18 protein-coding genes are annotated in these 18,620 nt (G+C 71.2%); 8 read left to right on the top strand and 10 right to left on the bottom strand.

Translation table 11 applies throughout. The annotated features are described in order from the left end of the window. From IU476_RS31115 to IU476_RS31095, 5 genes are all read right to left on the bottom strand, one after another. Entirely contained in the window at positions 1–1,254 is a 1,254-nt protein-coding gene (locus IU476_RS31115; RefSeq protein WP_195105877.1) for a PucR family transcriptional regulator, read from the bottom strand. Positions 1,255–1,383: 129 nt separating this feature from the next. Beyond that, positions 1,384–2,487, bottom strand: coding sequence for an alpha/beta hydrolase (locus IU476_RS31110; RefSeq protein ID WP_438944091.1), 1,104 nt, complete (start codon positions 2,485–2,487; stop codon positions 1,384–1,386). Positions 2,488–2,521: 34 nt separating this feature from the next. Continuing rightward, positions 2,522–3,460 (bottom strand): glucosyl-3-phosphoglycerate synthase, encoded by a 939-nt coding sequence (locus IU476_RS31105; RefSeq protein WP_195105876.1) that lies wholly within the window; start codon positions 3,458–3,460, stop codon positions 2,522–2,524. 18 nt (positions 3,461–3,478) lie between these two features. Beyond that, a complete protein-coding gene (locus IU476_RS31100; RefSeq protein WP_195105875.1) occupies positions 3,479–5,113 on the bottom strand; it encodes an ArnT family glycosyltransferase in 1,635 nt (544 codons plus the stop codon). Further along, a complete protein-coding gene (locus IU476_RS31095) occupies positions 5,110–6,528 on the bottom strand; it encodes a condensation domain-containing protein (RefSeq protein ID WP_195105874.1) in 1,419 nt (472 codons plus the stop codon). Before IU476_RS31095 ends, IU476_RS31100 begins: the two co-directional genes overlap by 4 nt. A 253-nt stretch (positions 6,529–6,781) precedes the next feature. Between IU476_RS31095 and IU476_RS31090 the strand changes: the two genes are divergently transcribed. After that, positions 6,782–7,843, top strand: coding sequence for an alpha/beta hydrolase (locus IU476_RS31090; RefSeq protein ID WP_324194462.1), 1,062 nt, complete (start codon positions 6,782–6,784; stop codon positions 7,841–7,843). A 150-nt stretch (positions 7,844–7,993) separates the two neighbouring features. Here the strand turns inward: IU476_RS31090 and IU476_RS37165 are convergent, their stop codons facing one another. Further along, on the bottom strand, positions 7,994–8,638 hold the full coding sequence (locus IU476_RS37165) for a TetR/AcrR family transcriptional regulator (RefSeq protein WP_195105873.1): 645 nt from the start codon (positions 8,636–8,638) through the stop codon (positions 7,994–7,996). 121 nt (positions 8,639–8,759) lie between these two features. Between IU476_RS37165 and IU476_RS31080 the strand changes: the two genes are divergently transcribed. Continuing rightward, positions 8,760–9,167 carry a Dabb family protein gene (locus tag IU476_RS31080; protein ID WP_195105872.1) on the top strand — a complete coding sequence of 136 codons (408 nt, stop codon included), beginning with the start codon at positions 8,760–8,762 and terminating at the stop codon, positions 9,165–9,167. Between the two features lie 16 nt (positions 9,168–9,183). Then, positions 9,184–9,489 carry a DUF1330 domain-containing protein gene (locus tag IU476_RS31075; RefSeq protein WP_195105871.1) on the top strand — a complete coding sequence of 102 codons (306 nt, stop codon included), beginning with the start codon at positions 9,184–9,186 and terminating at the stop codon, positions 9,487–9,489. Positions 9,490–9,548: 59 nt separating this feature from the next. Here the strand turns inward: IU476_RS31075 and IU476_RS31070 are convergent, their stop codons facing one another. After that, positions 9,549–10,850, bottom strand: a complete 1,302-nt coding sequence (locus IU476_RS31070) for an NtaA/DmoA family FMN-dependent monooxygenase (protein ID WP_228824592.1) — start codon at positions 10,848–10,850, stop codon at positions 9,549–9,551. 146 nt (positions 10,851–10,996) lie between these two features. Here IU476_RS31070 and IU476_RS31065 point away from each other — a divergent pair, with 146 nt between their 5' ends. The 3 genes from IU476_RS31065 (at position 10,997) to IU476_RS31055 (ending at position 15,157) form a co-directional block, all read left to right on the top strand. Beyond that, the gene (locus tag IU476_RS31065) at positions 10,997–12,241 is read left to right on the top strand and encodes a serine hydrolase domain-containing protein (protein ID WP_195105870.1); all 1,245 of its coding nucleotides are present in this window, start codon (positions 10,997–10,999) and stop codon (positions 12,239–12,241) included. Between the two features lie 181 nt (positions 12,242–12,422). Beyond that, on the top strand, positions 12,423–13,478 hold the full coding sequence (locus IU476_RS31060; protein ID WP_195105869.1) for an alpha/beta hydrolase: 1,056 nt from the start codon (positions 12,423–12,425) through the stop codon (positions 13,476–13,478). Positions 13,479–13,645: 167 nt separating this feature from the next. Beyond that, positions 13,646–15,157, top strand: coding sequence for an MFS transporter (locus tag IU476_RS31055; protein ID WP_324194460.1), 1,512 nt, complete (start codon positions 13,646–13,648; stop codon positions 15,155–15,157). A gap of 30 nt (positions 15,158–15,187) precedes the next feature. Here the strand turns inward: IU476_RS31055 and IU476_RS31050 are convergent, their stop codons facing one another. Genes IU476_RS31050 through IU476_RS31040 form a run of 3 tightly spaced genes read right to left on the bottom strand, consistent with a single transcriptional unit; the run spans position 15,188 to position 17,705 of the window. Beyond that, positions 15,188–15,937 carry an SDR family oxidoreductase gene (locus IU476_RS31050; RefSeq protein ID WP_195105868.1) on the bottom strand — a complete coding sequence of 250 codons (750 nt, stop codon included), beginning with the start codon at positions 15,935–15,937 and terminating at the stop codon, positions 15,188–15,190. After that, positions 15,934–17,133, bottom strand: coding sequence for an NADH:flavin oxidoreductase (locus tag IU476_RS31045; protein WP_195105867.1), 1,200 nt, complete (start codon positions 17,131–17,133; stop codon positions 15,934–15,936). Before IU476_RS31045 ends, IU476_RS31050 begins: the two co-directional genes overlap by 4 nt. Then, positions 17,130–17,705 (bottom strand): TetR/AcrR family transcriptional regulator, encoded by a 576-nt coding sequence (locus IU476_RS31040; RefSeq protein WP_195105866.1) that lies wholly within the window; start codon positions 17,703–17,705, stop codon positions 17,130–17,132. The genes IU476_RS31045 and IU476_RS31040 overlap by 4 nt, the downstream gene beginning before the upstream one ends. Before the next feature lie 110 nt (positions 17,706–17,815). Between IU476_RS31040 and IU476_RS31035 the strand changes: the two genes are divergently transcribed. Both IU476_RS31035 and IU476_RS31030 read left to right on the top strand, forming a co-directional pair. Continuing rightward, the gene (locus tag IU476_RS31035) at positions 17,816–18,211 is read left to right on the top strand and encodes a hypothetical protein (RefSeq protein WP_195105865.1); all 396 of its coding nucleotides are present in this window, start codon (positions 17,816–17,818) and stop codon (positions 18,209–18,211) included. A 148-nt stretch (positions 18,212–18,359) separates the two neighbouring features. Then, on the top strand, positions 18,360–18,590 hold the full coding sequence (locus IU476_RS31030) for a hypothetical protein (protein ID WP_195105864.1): 231 nt from the start codon (positions 18,360–18,362) through the stop codon (positions 18,588–18,590). The last annotated feature ends 30 nt before the right edge of the window (positions 18,591–18,620 follow it).

Below are 18,620 nucleotides of genomic sequence, written 5' to 3'. Positions count from 1 at the left end.
TCAGTGGCCGTCGGCCGCGCCGATGACACGCACGATCTCCAGCGCCAGCGCCACTTGCAGCGGACGCTGTTCGAGCGGGCAGGGCAACAGCCCGCGGACCCGGTCGAGCCGGTGCACGATCGTGTTTCGGTGGGTGAACAGCGCCCGCGCGGTCCGCGTCGTGTTCGACCCCTCGTGCAGATAAACGCGCACCGTCTCGCGCAGTTCGGCGTCGGCGGTCACCAGGTTGCCCAGCGTCCGGGTGACGAACTCGCGGGCCCGCTCCTCGTCGCCGGTGGCCAGCGCGACGACCTCCACCTCGTCGTAGGTGGCCAGCCGCGCGCCCGCCGGCAGTCGGCGCATGAGTCGTTGTGCCGCAACGGCATCCAGGTGCGCGCGACGGAACCCCGCCATGCCCGTGCCCACCGAGCCGACGGCCATCCGCACGCCCGGCGCGGTCAGCGCCGCGCGGACCGGCTCCAGTTCGGGCAGCCGCTCGGCGGGCAGCCACACCCACAGCGTCGAGGGGCTGGGGACGAGGGTGAGCGGCTGCACCGAACCGGCCGCCTGCGCGAGCGCGTTGACCGCCTTCTCGAGCGGCTCGGGCTCGGCCGGGTAGGAGTCGCTCCACACGATGGCCGCCAGGTGCGAGCGGTCGAGTTCGTAGCGCAGCCGCTCCCCCGCGCGGCCGGCGCTGATCGGCGCGCCGCCGAGCACCAGATTCAGCGTCTCCATGCGTTCGGTGTGATCGACGTCGGCGAGTTCCCGGCGTTCGCGCTGAATCAGTTCGAATACGCCGGCCAGGGTGTCGTCGATGAAAGCGAAAATCGATCCCATGACGACGTCGAGTAATTCGCGCACCTCGTACGGGTCCGGGCTGACGAAGAACGCCAGCTGCGTCCATTTCCGCACCGCGGCATTCTGCCCGGCATGAAAATTGGTGACCAGCATTTCGTCGAATCCGTGCCGCACCACCGCGCGCGCGATGTTCACGTTCTCGGCCGAGAGATTGGGCGCCACCGGCATTCCCGGATTGCTGAGATTCGCCAGGCACCAGTGCGTCAGATTCGCGCGCACGCAGGCGCGCACCGCCTCGGCCAGCGCGGGTTCGGCGGCGATCGCGGGACTCGCGGCGGCCAGCGAGGCGTCGTCCATCGCCTCGTACATCAGCTCGGGGTGGTCGAGCACCAGCTCCACCGCGGCCCGCAGCAGTTCGACGGTCCGCTCCGACGGCGGTTCCCAGTACCGTGCGTCGGCACCGAAGGCGTCGGCCATCGCGCTCCTCCGATCCGCTGTGTCGCTGCCTGTCGGTCGGCCAGGCTACGACACCGCGGCGATGCCCGAAATGTGCTGCGGCGTCGATGATGACGGTCCACAATCGTCGCGGCGGGGCCGCGATGACACCTAACGCACCGGGCGGGCCAGCGCGGCCTCGAACAGCGGCCAGGACCGGTGCAGGTCCTCCTGCCAGTAACCCCACGAGTGCGTGCCGGTCGGCCGGAAATCGAAGGTCGCGGGAATGTCCAGCTCGCGCAGGCGATCTCGGAGCTGGTAGGTGCAGGCGTTGGCGATGGCCTCGAGCGGCGCGCCGAACATCAGCTGCCAGGTGAGCTGGATCAGGTCGCCGCGGGTGCCCGCGGGGGTGTCGTGGTCGCCGGGGACGCCGGTGCCGGTGGCGACGTAGACGGCCGTGCCGCGCAAACGGTCGGCGTGCAGGTAGGGATCGTGCGCGGCCCACGCCGGATCCGACGGCGGGCCCCACAGATTGGCGGCGTTGCCGCGCTGGCGCGCCACCACCGCGGCGACCATGGCCTGCCCGCCGGGGTTGCTGGTCTGGATGCAGCCGCTGTAGGAGCCGATCGCGCGGTACAGCCCGGGCGCGCTGAGGGCGAGCTGGAACACCGAGGTGCCGGCCATCGACAGGCCCGCGATCGCGTTGGCGCCGTTGCCGTTCAGCGCGGCGTCGACGATCGGGGGCAGTTCGGTGGTGAGGAAGGTCGCCCAGCGCTGGCGGCCCAGGATCGGGTCGTCGGTCCGCCAGTCGGCGAAGTAGCTGCCCGCGCCGCCGATCGGGATGACGACGTTGACTTGTTTGTCGCGGAAGAACTCGGCGACGTCGGTCTCGTCGTACCAGCTGCCGTCGACGCCGCCGTTCGCGCCGTTGAGCAGGTACAGCGTCGGCGCGGGGGTCTGCTCGTCGACGGCGCGCAGCACCCGGGAGCGGATCACGATGTTCATCGCGGCCGAGTACACGTACAGGTCGAGCAGGCGGCCGGGCTGCGCTTGGATGCGGTCCAGCCGCGAGCCGTCGGCCGACAGCGTGGAGACCGGCGGCGTGGGAACCGACGATGTGGAGACCGGCGACGTAGACACCGGCGTGGGGACCGGCGACGTGGAGACCGGCGGCTGACCTTGTGCCGCAGGTACACTCGCGAGTTGCGCGGCGGCCAGGAGCAGTGCCGCGAGCAGCGTGCGCCGCACCGGGGCGACGCGGGCGGGATGGGCGATCACGGTGGGTCCTCCGGCGGCGTGGGCCGTGGCATCACGGGTTGAGCAGGGAACAGTCGTAGGCGAGCAGGTCGGCCATGGCGGGGCGGTCGGCCAGCGACACCGTGGTGGTGTGCCGCCGCCAGCCGGTGCCGTCGGGGCGGTACTGAGTCAGCCCGATCCCGGAGTCGGCGATGCCGAGCCGGTCCAGCAGGGTGGCCACGATCTGGCGGCTCATCACGGCCAGTTCGTGGGTGGGGCGGTTGCGGTGCACCCGGGTGCCGAGGTCGACCTGGCCGATGGCGGCCGCGCCGTGCCGCCGCCAGGTGTCGAGCAGGATGCCGATCTCGACGCCGTAGCCGGGCGCGAACGGCACGGCGGTGAGCAGTTCGCGGGTGGCGGCGTATTCGCCGCCGAGCGGTTGCACGATGTCGGCGAGTTCGGGGGCGAGCGCGGCCAGCAGCGGGCGGGCGACCAGCTGGGTGACGCGCCCGCCGCCGTCGGCGTCGCCGGAGGGGTCGTTGCCCAGCGGCCGGCGGTAGCAGCCCTTCACCAGCCGCAGCCGCTCGTCGTGCAGCAGCGGCGCCACCAGCGACGGGACGAAGCGTGGATCCGGGTGGCGCAGATCGGAATCGATGAACACGATCACGTCGCCGGTCGCCACGGCCAGCGAACGCCACAGCACCTCGCCCTTCCCGGGGCGCGGCGGCAGCGAGGGCAGCGCCTGTTCGCGGGTGTAGACGGCGGTGGCCCCGGCGGCGCGGGCGCGGTCGATGGTGGCGTCCGTGGAACCGGAGTCGACCACGATCAGCTCGTCGACGAGAGTGCCGACCAGACCTCGGACCGAGGCGATCACCCCGGCGATGGTGTCCTGCTCGTTGAGTGCCGGGACGACGACCGAGATGGTCCGCGTCCCTTTGCGTTTCGTCAGGTCCGGCAGCGACCATTCGCCGCGGAACCAGGTGCTGCCGGTGGTGTCGGCCGTCAGCGACATCGAATCTCCTTGTGCGCGTCAGATGCCCGGGTCGAGCACGGTGGTGGTCAGGCTCGGCCAGGTGGCGGCCCAGGACCGCTGCGGCCGGTCGCAGCGCCAGACGATCAGTTCGCGGTCGATGCCGGGGAAGCCGAGCCGGTCGTCGAGAACGGCCACGGGACGGACGCCGGCGAACGTTTCGCGCAGGCGCGGCGCGGCTTTCGGCGGGGCGAGGTAGAGCACGGTGGTCGCGGACTCGGGCGGCGTTCCGAAGTAGGCGAACCCACGGTTCGGGCTGTACACCGCGGGAAGTTCCCCGCCGAAGTGGTCGAGAGCGCTTGCCTGCCAATAGGTTTGCGTGACGATCACCGCCCGCGCCCGTTCCTCGGGTGCGAGGCCGCGGTAGGCGGCGGTGACGGCGGCCCCGAGATGGTCCCAGCCGCTGGTGCCGAACATCCGCAGCCGCGCGGAGATCCGGCTCTGGGTGTCGCTCGGCTGCCGCAGCTCGGTCTGCGGCAGCGGCAACACGACGAGCACGGTGACGACGATCGCCGCCGAGATCCCCGTCACCACCGTCACCGCACCCCGCAAGCGCCGGGAGACCTCCCGCTCGAGCACCCACACCGCGCCCACCGCGAACACCACCGGGAACAGCCCGGCCAGGTAATACGGCCGTGTACCGGTAACCGCGACGAACACAATCTGGCAACCCACCGCAACCGCGACGAAGCGGTGGCGAACCAGCGCCGCGCCGAAAGCGCCTGTGGCACTAACGGACCCGCTGCGCCGCAGGATCGCCGCGGCCCACGCCCACACAGCGGCCAGGGTGAGCAGGCCGCCCAGCAGGCCCATCAGCAGCACCGTTTGCAGCGGCAGGCCCGCCGTGCCGCCGGTGGCGGCCTGCTGCTCGGCGCGGATCACCCCGCCCATCGCCAGCTGGGGCCAGCCGTGCCGGGCCTGCCACAGCAATCCCGGCAGCGCCGACGCGCCCACCAGCAGCGTGCCGAACCACAGCGCGCGCCGACGCAGCAGCTCGCGCGGGCCGCAGGCCGCGACACCCAGCGCGAGCCCGAGCAGTGGCACCGCAACCAGCAGCTTGACCTGCACGTCGAGAGCGGCCACGGCCGCGGCGGCGAGCAGCAGCCGATCGTCGCGAATCCGGTTCCAGCACACCAGCAACCAGATCACCGCCGCGGTGAGCGTGGTGTCCAGCGCGAAGGTCGACAGGGTCGCGGCCTGGGTGACGAGAAACGGGCAGGTAGCGTACGCCAGCGCCGCGAGCACCTGCGCCGCCCGCAGCCCCCCGAACTCCCGGGCCAGTGCCGCCGAGAGCACGATCGCCCCGACCGTCGCGAGAATCGACGGAAGTCGCAGCACCACAAGGGATCCAGGCGCGATCAGGTCGGCACACCGGGCCAACAGCGGCACCAGCGGCCCCTGATCGACATACCCGAACGCCGGCCGCCGCCCGGCCGCCAGGAAATACAACTCGTCACCGAACCAGTCGTACCGATCCGCCCGCACCACCAGGATCAGCGCGGCAAGCCCGGCAACGGCCGCCACGGGCCGGAACGCGAACGGCGGCACTGTTTCTCGTGAACCGTCGCGCTGCTCGCCGACTTCCGCCACAGTATCGACGCGGTCGGGCGCGGCCGCGCCGAATGCTCCTTTCATGACCGCGCGTCGGCGCGGATGCCGTAATCCCCTTCGGCCGCGACGGTGGTGATGACCGAGGTCACCGCCTTCACGTAGCGGTCGATCGATTCGTGGGCCTGGGGGGTGTCGGGGAACAGCACGCTCAGCTTGGTCTGGTCGGGTAGGCGGTTGACCCAGGTGTAGACCTCGCCGGCGGAGGCGTTGTTGCCGTAGAGGCCGCCGTTGATGCGGCTGAACATCTCCGCGCCCGTGATCTTGCGGACGTCGACGTAGGACAACATCGGCGCGGCCCAGCCCGGCTCGGTGTGGATGCCGAGGTCGGGGGTGGCCAGTTCCAGGACCCGGTGCAGCGAGACATCGAGCAGGTCCTTGGCGCGCTCGGCCGCCTGTTGCGCCGCGCCGACCAGCGTGGCGAAGGTGTCCTCGGGCCGGATGTCCACCGTCACCGGAATCAGGTTGGTGTACCAGCCGATCGAGCCCGCCTCGCCGGGCGTGCTGCGCGTGTTCGCGGGCGTGAAGCCGAAATACCGGTCCCGGCCGCTCAATTCGAGTTCGGCGATGGCGATGGCCACGAACAGCCCGCCCAGGAACCGCCCGCCGTGCTCGGCGCACGCCCGCTCGAAGGCCAGCGCGTCGGCCTCGCTCATCAGCGGCACGGTCACCTGCGCGCCTCGCGTGTACCCGGCCCCGGCGCCCAGGTCCAAGGGGAACGACGGCACGTCACCGCCGTTGCGCCGCAACAACTCCACCCAGCGGCGGACCGGCGGCGAGTCCAGCGTCAGCTCGGCGTTGTAGGCCCGTTCCCGGGCGCAATGCGCGATGTGCCCGTCGACCTCGCCCACCGCGACCTGGCCGCCGGACAGCTCGCGGCCGTACAGCGTCAGCAGGTCCACGCACGACAACGCCTGCGCCACACCGTCGGTGTGCAGGTGGTCGACCGCGGCGTAGACGGTGAACGAGTCGGCCCGCTCGATGATGCCGAAGCTGAAGCAGTCCCACTGCGACGGGTCCGGGGTCTCGTTCTGCACGTGCGCGCGAATCGCGTCGCTGTCGGTGAATTCACCGTGATCGGTCGGCTCGAATTCGATATCCTCGGCCGCCGCCACATGCCGGACGAATCGGTCCTCGGAATCGAGCTCGAACCAACTGGAGAATGTGTCGTGGCGGCGCAGGAACGCATTCACCGTCCGGGTCAGGGCGACATGTACCGGGGCCCCGGGGATATCGAATGCGATCATACACAGGCGGGAAACCCGGAAGCCCGCACCGGAATTGCGATGCGCCGCCCGCAGATACGCCTCCTGCTGATACGACGGCGGCGCCGGGTGTACCGGCGCCTGCCGCACCGCGGCCCGTGAGCTGGGCGATGCCGTCCAACTGGTGAGCCTGCCCGGCTCCGGATGCCAATCGTCGAAGAAACCGAAACTGACCACGGTGGCCCTCAATTCATACGGCACAGCAGAACTCGGTCACCGACCCGGGTAACGCGCCGGTAACATGGTGACGAGTTAACGACAGCCGGTGGCATGCGACCACCTCCGGCCGGGAATCTTGTGACCTTCCCCAGGATCGGCCGACCGGCCCGACCGGTCGTCCCAATTCCCCGCGTAACCGGTTGTGGCAGCGGAATATCCGAATCTACGGTGGCACCGAACACGCTCGTACGAGAGGTTTCGGAGGTCCCCGGTGAGAAGTCGTGGCAGGCGCGTGCGGGCCAGGCTGCTGCTCGCGCCGCTGATCGTCGTCGGGCTGTCGCCGTGGTCGCCGGCGGCCGCCGACGCGGGCAGCGAGCCGGCGCCGGTGGACATTCCCGCGCTCACCGCCGCCGCGCTGCCCGCGGCCGACGGTTCGCACCTGGTCGCCGCCGCCGAGACCGGCGACGGGATGCTCGAACTGCGGGTGCACTCGGCGGCGATGAACACCGACCTCACGGTGAAAGTGCGTCCCGCGCCGGACGGTTCGCGTCCCGCGCCCGTGCTGTACCTGCTCAACGGCGCCAGCGGCGGCGCGGACTCCAGCAGCTGGACCGAGCAGACCGACCTCACCGAGTTCTTCCGCGACAAGCAGGTCACCCTGGTGGTCCCGATGGGCGGCAACGGCAGCTACTTCGCCGACTGGCGCACCGACGACCCGGTGCTCGGCCGCCAGCGCTGGACCACCTTCCTCACCGGCGAACTGCCGCCGATCGTGGATTCGGCGTTCCGCGGCAGCGGCGCCAATGCCGTGGCCGGGATCTCCATGGCCGGCACCTCGGTGTTCCAGCTGGCGCTCGCCGCGCCCGGGCTGTATCGGGCGGTCGGCTCCTACAGCGGCTGCGTGCAGACCAGTGATCTGCAAGGGCAGGCGTTCGTCGACGCGGTGGTGCTGCGCTGGCGCGGCAACCCGGCCAACATGTGGGGCCCGCCGAACGATCCGACCTGGGCGGCCAACGACCCGTTCCTGCACGCGGAACGGTTGCGCGGCACCGCGATCTACGTGTCCAACGGCTCGGGCTTCCCCGGCCCCCTGGACACCCTCGACGGTCCCGGCATCCACGGCAACGGCGGCAAGCTCATCGGCCAATTGGTCAGCGGCGGCGTACTCGAGGCCATCACCAACCGCTGCGCGCTCACCCTGCGCGAGCGCCTCGACCACTTGCAGATCCCCGCCACCTTCAACCTGCGCCCGGTCGGCACGCACTCCTGGGGCTACTGGCAGGAAGACCTGCACGACTCCTGGGCCCTCTTCGAGACCGCCCTCACCTCCTGAGCACCCCGCCCGCGTCGGCGCAGCGTTTCGGCGGCTACGTCGCCCGGTCGGCCGAACGCTGCCCCGAGGCGATCGGCCGCACGCCACCCGCTGAGCCTTGCAGCGACGCGGGCGAACTGCCGGTTACCGGCTGGTGTATTTCGAAGACGCCTAGCCCGCGTCGGCGCCGTAGGCGGCCAGGAACGTCGTGACCGCGGCCGCGGCGATGGTCCGCAGTTCGGTGGTGCGGACGGTGCGGGTGCCCATGCGGGAGCGGTTCTCCACCGGCGCCGTCAGCAAGGCGAGGAACTGCTCGGCGGCGACGGCCGGGTCCGCGGTGCGGAGGCGGCCGGACAGTGCCAGGCGGGCCAGCCGGTCGGACAGCGCGTCCAGGGTGCGCTGGCCGGTGCGCTCGCGCGCGAGTTCGACCAGTCCCGGGTCCCCGGCGGCCTGTCCGTAGGCGAGCCGGCGCAGCGCGCGGGAGCGGTCGTCGTTGCAGATGCGCAGCAGCCGGTAGGCGACGTCCTCGAGCAGGGCGGGCAGATCGTCGCCGGGGTTGCGCAGCCGTTCGAGGACGGCGACGCAGTCCGCGCCGACGGCATCGGCGACCACGGCGATCGATTCGCGCAGCAGGCTGTGCTTGTCGGTGAGGTGGTTGTAGACCGTGGGCTTGGCGACGCCCGCCGCGGCGGCGATGTCCTGCACGCAGGCCTGCTCGAAACCCTTGCGCGCGAACACCTGGAAGGCGGCGTCGAGAATCGCCTGCCGCTTGTCGATCCGCCCGCGCGGCGTCGCGCCCGCCTGTCCCGCTGCCACTCCCGCAGCATATCCCGCCTCGCCCCGCGCTGTACTCGGCGGTTCAGCCCGATGGACCGTTTGACAAAACTAACCAGACAACTAATCTGAACCGACAAGTTCAATCAGAGGAGGTATTCCGGTGATAGTCAACGTTTTGCGCTTCCGGTTCAAGGACAGCGCGGACGCGGCGACGCGCGCCGCGGTGCTGGCGGCGATGCGCCGGACGGCAAGCGTGGAGTCGGTGTCGTTCGGCACGGTGGGCCAGGATCTGGGCGATCCAGCGGAAGGATTCACGCACGCCTACTGCGTAGGGGTCGCCGATCTCGAAGCGCTGGAACGCTACCTGTACGACCCGGTGCACCTCGCGGGCGATTTCGAGATCCTGCCGCACCTCGAGCGGCTGGTGCCGGCCCGGCTCTCCGACGACCCCGACCCGGAGCTGGGTGCGCGGATCGCGGACATGGTCGCGCGTAAGGTGCGAACCTATCCGGAGTGGGGGCGGCTGCTGGAGGCCATTCCCGACACCACCATCGCCATCCACTCCTGATCGCCCGGAGGCTTCCTTGCCCGCATACGTTCTGGTCGAGGCCACCAACCTCGATTCCGCCCGCGCCGCCCAATACTTCTCGATCGCGGCGGCCTCCATCGCCGCGTACGGCGGCCGCTACCTGATCCAGGGCGCCACGCCGCACGTGGCCGAGGGCCCGCCCTGGCCCACCGGCCGCGTCGTCACCGCCATCGAATTCCCGACCCTCGACCGACTCCGCGAGTGGTACGACTCCCCGGAATACGGCGAGGCCAGAGCCGTCCGAGAAGGCGCCATCGACCTACGCCTCCTGTTCGCAGAGGGCATCACCGACCCCGAGTAGCCTTCGGGTCGTCCGAGCCGGACAGCAGCGTTCGCGGGGCACCGGGAAGGCGCAGTCGGTCAGGGCGCGGGCAGGGGCGGCAGTTCGAGATTGGCGCGGAAGGTGTCGCCCGCGTAGTCGGTGCCGACTATGCCGCGGCGGCGCAGCTCCGGGAGCAGGCCGTTGAGGGCGAAGTCGCGGGTGCGCGGGTGGTCGAGGCCGCCGAGGGTGACCACGTCGAGCACGCCGGCGTCGTAGCGTTCCGCGACGGCGTCGGCGATCTGCTCGGGCGTGCCCGCGACCGCCCAGTGCCCGGTGTCCTTCGCGGCGAGGATCAACTCGCGCAACGTCTTTCCCTGCCGGGCGAAGCGGCTGAAGATCTCGGCGCGGCCGCGGCGGCGGTTGAGCGCACCCACCTCGGGCAGCAGGCTTTCGGGGAGCGGGCGATCCAGCGGCAGTTCCGAGAGGTCGACGTCGCCACCGAGCATGTCCGCCAGCCGCAGCCGCCCCGCGTCGAAATCGGTGGCCTCCTGCTGTTCGCGCACCGTGCGGCGGACCTCGGCCTCGGTCGCCCCGTAGGTCGCGTGCAGCGAACTCATGATCAGCGGCAGCCCGTCGGCGCGGCCCAGGTCCGCGGCCCCCGCCCGGATGCGCTTGGCGTAGGTCACCGCGTCCTCGAGCGTCGGCAGCGAGGTGAACACCACCTCCGCGAACCGGGCGCCGAGTTCGACACCGCCTTCGGACTGCCCCGCCTGGAACTGCACCGGCCGCCGCTGCGGCAGCGGCGGGATGTTCAGCGGCCCCCGCACGGTGAAGTAGCGCCCGGCGTGGTCGATCGGCCGCACCCGCTCGGCGTCGAACAGCGCGCCACCGTTCCCGTCCGGGGTCAGGGCACCGGCATGCCAGCTGTCGAACAGCGCGTTCACCACGGCGAGCGATTCCGCGGCGCGCGCGTAGCGCTCGTCCGGGCTGGGCAGGTCCGCGTCCCCGTAGTTCTCCTCCCCCACCGACGAGGTGACCGCGTTCCACGCCGCCCGCCCGTTGCTCACGTGATCGAGGGTCCCGAACAGCCGGGCCAGATTGAACGGGTGGTGGAAGGTCGTGGTCACCGTCGCGATCAGGCCGACGTGCGTGGTCACCGAGCTCAGCGCCGACAGCACGATCAGCGGCTCCTGCGCCCCGATCGCTCCCTGCGCGCCGAAGCTCAGCAAATCCGCGGCGAACAGCGCGTCGATCTTGTGCGCCTCGGCGAGCCGCGCCACCTCCACCGCGGCGTCCAGGGTCGACCGCCCGGGGTCGATCGCGGCGGCGTACACCTCCGGCGACCCGCTCACACCCGTCACGGTCTTCAGCGGACGGCGCGGCCCGGACACACTGCTCATAGCCTGACCGTATCCGCCGCGGCCACCGCGTCCCACGGGTTGCGCTCAGTGTGATCCTATTGTCCGCCAACACATTCGAGCCCCGCGCGGCTCGGCCCGCACGCACCGCCGATCCCGATTTACCGCCCGTGGCTATGCTGGCTGCAATGACCAACCCGATGGTGACCGTCCCCGCCGACCTCGACTCGGTGACGACGACCGGCCCCGAGGACGACCCGGCCGCCGCCGGTGTACCGCGCGAGGCCGTCGACCACCTCTGGGACGCCGTCCTGGACTGGTACCGGCTGGGCACGACCCCCGCGATCCAGATCTGCCTGCGACGCAACGGAAAGATCCTGCTCAATCGGGCGATCGGCCACGCCCGCGGCAACGCCCCCGACGACGATCCCGACGCCGAGCGCGTGCTCGTCACCCCCGACATGCCGTTCTGCGGCTTCTCCACCGCCAAGGGCGTCTCCGCGACCCTGATGTTCATGCTGATCGAGCAGGGCGCGTTCGCCCTCGACGACCCGATCTGCCGCTACATCCCGGAGTTCGCCGCGAACGGCAAGGCCGCCATCACCCTCGGCGACGTGCTCTCGCACTCGGCCGGGGTGCCGTTCATCACGGGGCCCTACCGCGGCGCGGAACTGGTGCTCGACGAGGAACTGGCCGCGCGGGCGCTGGCCGACCTGGTCCCCAGCTGGCGTCCCGGCCGCTTCCGCGTCTACCACGCGATGACCAGCGGACTGATCCAGCGGCTGCTGGTGCGCCGCGCCACCGGCCGCCCGATGCGCGAGCACCTGGCCGAACAGGTGCTGAACCCACTGGGTTTCCGGTGGACCAACTTCGGAGTCCGGCCCGAGGACGTCGACCTGGTGGTGCCCAGCGTGCGCACCGGCCCGCCGCCCTCGCGGGTGTGGAAGTACTTGGCGCACAAGGCACTCGGCGGCGGCCTGAGCGGGCCGGTGTCCGAGGCCGACAACCGCGCCTTCCTCACCGCCGAGCTGCCCTCGGGCAATCTCGTCACCACCGCCGCCGAACTGTCGCGGTTCTACGAGATCCTCACGCGCGGCGGCGAACTCGACGGTGTCCGGATCCTCGCGCCCGACACCCTGCGCCGCGCGGTGCAGCCGGCCGCCTGGCTGCCGGGCGTGGCCGGCCGGGTGAGCCGGGCCGGCTTCGAATTGGGCGGGCGCAGATCGAAATTCGGCGCACACACCCGCTCCCACTTCGGCCGCAGCGGCCTGACCACGCAATACGGCTGGGCCGATCCCGAGCGGGCGCTGTCCGGGGCCATCCTCACCAGCGGCAAGGCCGCGACGGACACCGACCGCCCGTGGCGGCTGTGCGCGCGGATCTCCGCGACCCTCCCCCGCCTGACACCCGCCGAGCAGCCCTTCACGCTCTGACGCCCGGACGACCCTTTGGGACCCGGGGTAATTCGCCCGACGAACGATCTGGGACGCGCCACAACATTGTGACCGCACCCTGGCCCTACCCGGTCACCATGCGGTTGACTCGCAAGAGGTTTCGGGGGTGACCCGCCGATCGCGCAGCGGTGGGTCACGGCGTCCAGATCGGAGTGCGATGATGTCCGAGCGGCTGTCGCGGGGCCTGCTGACCGCGGCCACCGTGCTCGTTACTGCCTTGAGTGTCAACGGTTTCGCCGTGAGCGGCCCGGCGACGGCGGAGCCCGCGGCGGGTGCGCCGCTGACCGCCGACGACGGTACCCGCATCCAGGACATCCGGCAGATCTCCGAGCGCGTCCTCGATGTCGGGGTGCATTCCGCGGCGATGAACACCGTCACCCGGCTGACCGTGCTGCGGGCCGCCGACCCCGACCGGCCGGCGCCCACGTTCTACCTGCTCAACGGCGCCAACGGCGGTTCGGACGGCAACTGGCTCGAGACCACCGACCTGGTGCAGTACTTCCGCGACAAGCAGGTCAACGTGGTGATCCCGTTCGGCGGCGCGGGCAGCTACTTCACCGACTGGCGCGCCGACGACCCGATCCTGGGCCGCCAGCGCTGGGCCACCTTCCTCACCCGCGAACTGCCGCCGATCGTCGACGCCGCCTTCCGCGGCAACGGCCGCAACGCCATCGCCGGCCTCTCCATGGCCGGCACCTCGGTGTTCCAGCTGGCCATCGGCGCGCCGGAGCTGTATCGCGCCATCGGTTCCTACAGCGGCTGCGTGCGCACCAGCGACCCGCAGGGCCAGGCCATGGTGTCGGCGGTTGTCACCGGGCAGCGCGGCAACGCGGTGAACATGTGGGGCCCGCCGAGCGATCCGGCCTGGGCAGCCAACGACCCCTACCTGCACGCGGACCGACTACGCGGCACCGCGATCTACGTGTCCACCGGCAACGGCCTGCCCGGCCCGCGCGACAACCTGCCCGGCGCCCGCGGCGACGCGGTGCAGCTGATGTACCAGCTGTTCTTCGGCGCGCCGCTGGAGGCGATCACCAACGTCTGCACCCATCAGCTCCAGGAGCGCCTGCGGCAGCTGAAGGTCCCGGCCACCTTCGATTTCCGGCCCAACGGCACCCACTCGTGGGGCTACTGGGAAGAGGATCTGCACAACTCGTGGCCGATGTTCGAGGCGGCGCTGAACCAGCCCGACACCCCGGAGCCGACCACGCGCTGAGCCCGAAGACGCTGCGTCACAACGCGTTGGGCGGCCTCACAACGGCTGCACACCCCGGCTGTGTGATCGCGGAATCTTCCGGAGTACCGAGCGACGGCGCGCCCGCCCTCTGCCACAGTCCCAGTCGAGGACGACACACCCGACCGTCCGGAATCGGAGGCGATCTCGTGACCGAGGCCGACACCACCGCGCGCACCGGCGGCGAACTGGCCGCGTGGCTCGCGTTCGCCGGCTGCCTGATCTCGGTGTTCATGCAGATGATCGACGTGACCATCGTGAACACCGCGCTGCCCGACATCAGCCACGACCTGCACGCCTCGCAGTCGGCGCAGCTGCTGGTGGTGGCGGGCTACTCGCTGGCGTTCGCGTGCACACTGCTCACCGCGGCCCGCATCGGCGCGCTGGTGGGCCGGCGCCGGATGTTCCTGGTGTCGGTGGTGGGGTTCACCGCCGCCTCGCTGTGGTGCGGAATGTCCACCGGCGCTACGGAATTGATCGTGGCCCGAGTGGCGCAGGGAATCACCGGGGCCGGGATGGCGGCGCAGACCATCGCCATCCTGACCGCCAGTTTCCCGCGCGAGCGGCATCAGCAGGTCTTTGCGCTCTACGGCGCGACCGCCGGTTTCGCGGGCATGCTCGGCCCGATCGTGGGCGGCGTGCTCATCACCCTGAACCTGGGCGGGTCGGGCTGGCACGCGATCTTCCTGATGAACCTGCCGCTGGGCGTGCTGGCGTTCGTGCTGGCGCACCGATTCCTCCATCTGGGACCCGCGCCGGAACGCGAGGGACTGGACCTGACGGGGGCGGTGGTGTCGACGATCAGCCTGCTCCTGCTGCTGTCGGCGCTGGCCGACGTGCAGCAGAACGGCTGGCGGCCGGGCCATTTCGCGATGATCGCCGCCGCGCTCGCGGTCGCCGCGGTCTTCGTCGCGCAGCAGCGGCGGCGCGCCCGGCGCGGGGCGGGGCCGCTGGTGCGGCTGGACCTGTTCGCCGACCGCGGGTTCCGGGTCGGCTCGGTGCTGATCACGATCTTCTTCGGGCTGTTCACCGCGTTCGTGTTCGCCGCGTCCATCATGCTGCAGGACGTGCTGCACTGGTCGCCGTTGCGCACCGGCATCGCGATGACGCCGTTCGCGCTGGGAGCCGGTGCGGGAGCGCTGCTTTCGCCGCTGTTCGTGAAGCGGTGGGGCGTGCGGGTGCTGGCGGCGGGCATCGCCGTGTTCGGGGTCTGCGTGGCCATCGCCGCCGGGTATCTGTGGGTGACCGACGGCGAGGTGAGCCTCGCGCTCGCGGTCGTACCGGTGTTCGTGTCCGGCTTCGGCGTCGGCGCCTTCGGCGCGCTGCTGCAACCGATCATGCTGGCCGGCCTGGACGAGGACCGCATGGCGGAGGCCTCCGGCGCGTTGCCGACCATCGAACAGGTCGGCAACGCGGTCGGATTGGCGGTGCTGAGCACGGTGTTCTTCCGCGCGCACACTCTCGACGGCAGCATCACCATGCTGTCGGCCATCGCCGTGGTGGCCGTCGGGCTGGGTGCGCTGACCCTGGCCCTGCCGGAGCCGCCGGATACGGTCGCGTCGTCGGGCACTGTCGCGCCGTCGGGCACGACCGTGCTTGCGGGCACGAGGGAGTCGTCGAGTGAAGATGGACAGGTCGCTCCTGAAGCGGGGCGGGCCTGAGCCCGGCGCGACGACCGGTCGCGCAGCGGGTCAGCCCAGCGTCGAGCCCGCGGTCATGCCGCCGTCGGCGATGAACTCCGCGCCGGTGCAATAGCTGGACTCCGTGCTGGCCAGGTAAACGACCAGCGCCGAAATCTCCTCGGGCGCACCGAGTCTGGTCAGGGTGTCGGCATTGCGGTCGATGGTGACCTGGCCCGGCTGCGCGCCGATCATCGGGGTCGCGATGCCGCCGGGATGCACCGAGTTGACCCGCACGCCGAACGGAGCCAGTTCCAGCGCAGCGGATTTCGTGAGTCCGCGCAGCCCGAACTTGGAGGCGGTGTAGCCGTGCATCCCGGCTACGCCCTGGATGCCGGCGGCGGAGGAGATGTTCACGACCGCCGCCGGGGCCGCGGCGACCAGGGCGTCCCGCGCGGCGGTCAGGCCCAGGAACGGCCCGGTCAGGTTCACCGCCAGGATCCGCTGCCACTGTTCCTCGGTGTAGGTGCCCAGCGGACCGCCGTCCAACAGCCCGGCATTGTTCACCAGTACGTCGAGCTTGCCGAACTGGCCCACGGCCGCGGCCACCGCGAGTTCCCAGTCACCGGAGCGGGTGACGTCCAGGGGAACGAAGGCGGCCCGCTCGCCGAGTTCGTCGGCGAGCTGCTTGCCCGCGTCCACGGCGATGTCGCCCAGCAGCACCGCGGCGCCCTCGGCGACGAACGCGCGGGCGTGCGCGGCGCCCATCCCCGAGGCCGCGCCGCTGATCAGCGCGACGCGTCCGGACAGTCGGCCGGTCATAGGTTCTTCCCTCCGATGTTCTCGATGGACAGCGGCTCCGGTCGGTAGACGCACCGGGTGCGGCGGTAGATGGTCGGCATGCAGCGGTTGCAGTGCACGCAGGCCGACTGCGTCGTGGCGTCGGATCGTATGCGGTGCAACAGATTCGGCTCCCGGAGCAGGGCGCGGCCCATGGCGACGAAGTCGAAGCCCTCCGCGCGCGCCGTTCGCATGTCGTCCAGATTCGTGATGCCGCCCAGCAGGATCAGCGGCATGGTGAGTTCGCGGCGGAACTGCCGCGCCCGCTCGAGCAGGTAGGTGCCGCGGTGGCGATACTCCTTCAGGAAGGCACGCCCGACCAGCCGCATGCCCCAGCGCGCCGGGGCGGGCAGGGCCTGCACGAACTCCCGCCGGGGTGCGTCGCCGTGGAACAGCAGCATCGGGTTCAGCAGTGAACTGCCCGCCGTGAGTTCGAGCGCGTCCAGTGCGCCGTCGGCCTCGAGCCAGCTCGCCACCTGCAACGACTCCGGCACCGTGAGACCGCCGCGGACGCCGTCCTCCATATTCAGCTTCGCCGTCACCGCCATTCGGTCACCGACGGCTTCCCTTACCGCACAGGCTATTTCGCGAGCCAGACGAGCGCGGTTGGCGGTCGAGCCGCCGTAGCGGTCCTTGCGCCGGTTCAGCAGCGGGCTCAGGAACGAACTGACCAGGTAGTTGTGGCCGAAATGGATTTCCACGGCGTCGAATCCGGCTTGCTCCGCCAGGCGCGCGCCCTCGGCGTGCGCGCGGATCAATTCCCGGATCTCGGCCTCGTCGGGAACGTGCATGGGGCGCATGCCGAGTGGGCTGAACATCCGGCTCGGCGCCAGCGCGGGTGCGCGGTTGGAGGCCGCGTTGGCGACCGGCCCGGCGTGGCCGATCTGCGCGCTCACGGCCGCGCCCTCGGCGTGCACACTGTCGGTCAGTTTCCGCAGTCCCGCAACGGCTTCCGGCCGCAGCCACAGCTGGTGCCGGTCGGTGCGGCCGCCCGGCGCGACCGCGCAGTAGGCCACCGTCGTCATGCCCACCCCGCCCGCGGCGACCTCGCGGTGGAACTCGATCAGGTCGTCGGTGACCAGGGCGTCGGGGGTGCGGGCCTCGAACGTGGCGGCCTTGATCACCCTGTTGCGCAACGTGATCGGCCCCAGCACGGCCGGTGTGAAGATGTCGGTCATCGGTCCTCCTCGCTCGGCGCGGTCAGCCCGGCCACCACGAATTCGCGCAGCGCGGCCACCGACCGCGGCGACGGCGGCCGCTCGCGCGCACCGCCGAAACGCATGATGATCAGCTCGAACGCCAGCATCCAGCGGCGCCCGGCCGCGGCGGCGGGCACATCCGGCAGCAGCCCGGTCCACGCGTCCATCCGAAACCACGGCTGCCGCCAGTCGGTGCCGTGCCGCCCCAGCACGAACTGGGCCAGCAGGCGCAGATGCAGCCGCCCCACCGGATCGGCCGACAGCTCGACGAACGGCTCGAGCACCGCCTCGACCACCTCGGGAACCGGGGCGTGCGCCGCGGCCAGCGCCGACAGCCGGTCCGCCCACAGCGGGCCCAGCCGGTCCTCGAGCAGCGCCGACACCAGCGCCTCCTTGGAGCCGAAGTGGTAGTGCACCGCGGCCGGATTCGCTTGCGCCGCAGCGCAGATGGCACGCACCGAGACGTCGTCGTAGCGCTCGGTGAGCAGCAACCGCTCGGCGGCGGCGAGCAGCCGCTCGCGGGTGCCCACCGCCGAGACCTTCTCGCTCATGCGGGCCAGTCAAGCACACGTTCAAGCAATGTTTCAATCATTGATTGAAACTGTCCGGTCTTACCTCGCGGGTAATCGCCTCGGCGCACGGCGGCGGGCATGCTCGGACCATGACATCGACTCAGGAATCGCGCGCCGATCGCACCCTGGCCGCGGCACTGCGGGGACTGGCCGCCGGCCGGATCGCGCTGGGCGCGGCGTCCCTGATGGCGCCCCGGCAGCTCGGCCGCGCGCTCGGCATCCGGATTTCCCCCGAATCCGTCTATCTCACAAGAATTTTCGGTGCCCGCGCGGTGGCGTTGGGCCTCGGCTATCTGACCGCGCCCGCGCCGGAGCGGCGGCGCTGGCAGCGCATCGCCCTCATGGTGGACATCATGGACACCACCCACGGCGCGGGGCACCTCGCCCGCGGCGACGTCGCGCGCTCGGCGGCGGTGCCCCTGGTCGCCCTCACCGGCGGCTACATGGCGATCGGCGCCGCCCGCCTCGCCCGCGACCTGCGCTGAGCGATCGGCGGCGGGGGTGCCGCACGAGACCCGCGTCGCACCCTCTACTCTTGGGCGCGCAATCGCGGCGAATCTCGGCCGAAAACCCGCTTTACCTGGACAAACGACCGACATCCGCCGTGTCCGATCACGAATTCAGGAGGATTCCATGCGATTCGTCAAGACCGGCGTTGCCGCCCTCGCACTGGCCGGCGCGGCCGTGCTCGGAACCGGCGTGGCCCACGCCGACGAAACCATCACCGTCACGACCGAACTGCTGGGCTGCTCGCTCCAGAACAACATCGCCCTGAGCGTCCTCGCCGGCGTCCAGCCCGGCACCGCCCTCACGGTCTCCGACGACGTCTACGCCAGCCTGCAAACCCACGGCTGCCTGGTCTGATCCGGCAGCACCCGCCCGCCGCAAGCTGCG

Origin of the sequence: Nocardia blacklockiae (assembly GCF_015477355.1) — a bacterium.
Lineage (GTDB): Bacteria > Actinomycetota > Actinomycetes > Mycobacteriales > Mycobacteriaceae > Nocardia > Nocardia blacklockiae.
This window is presented reverse-complemented; position numbering and strand designations above follow the sequence as displayed.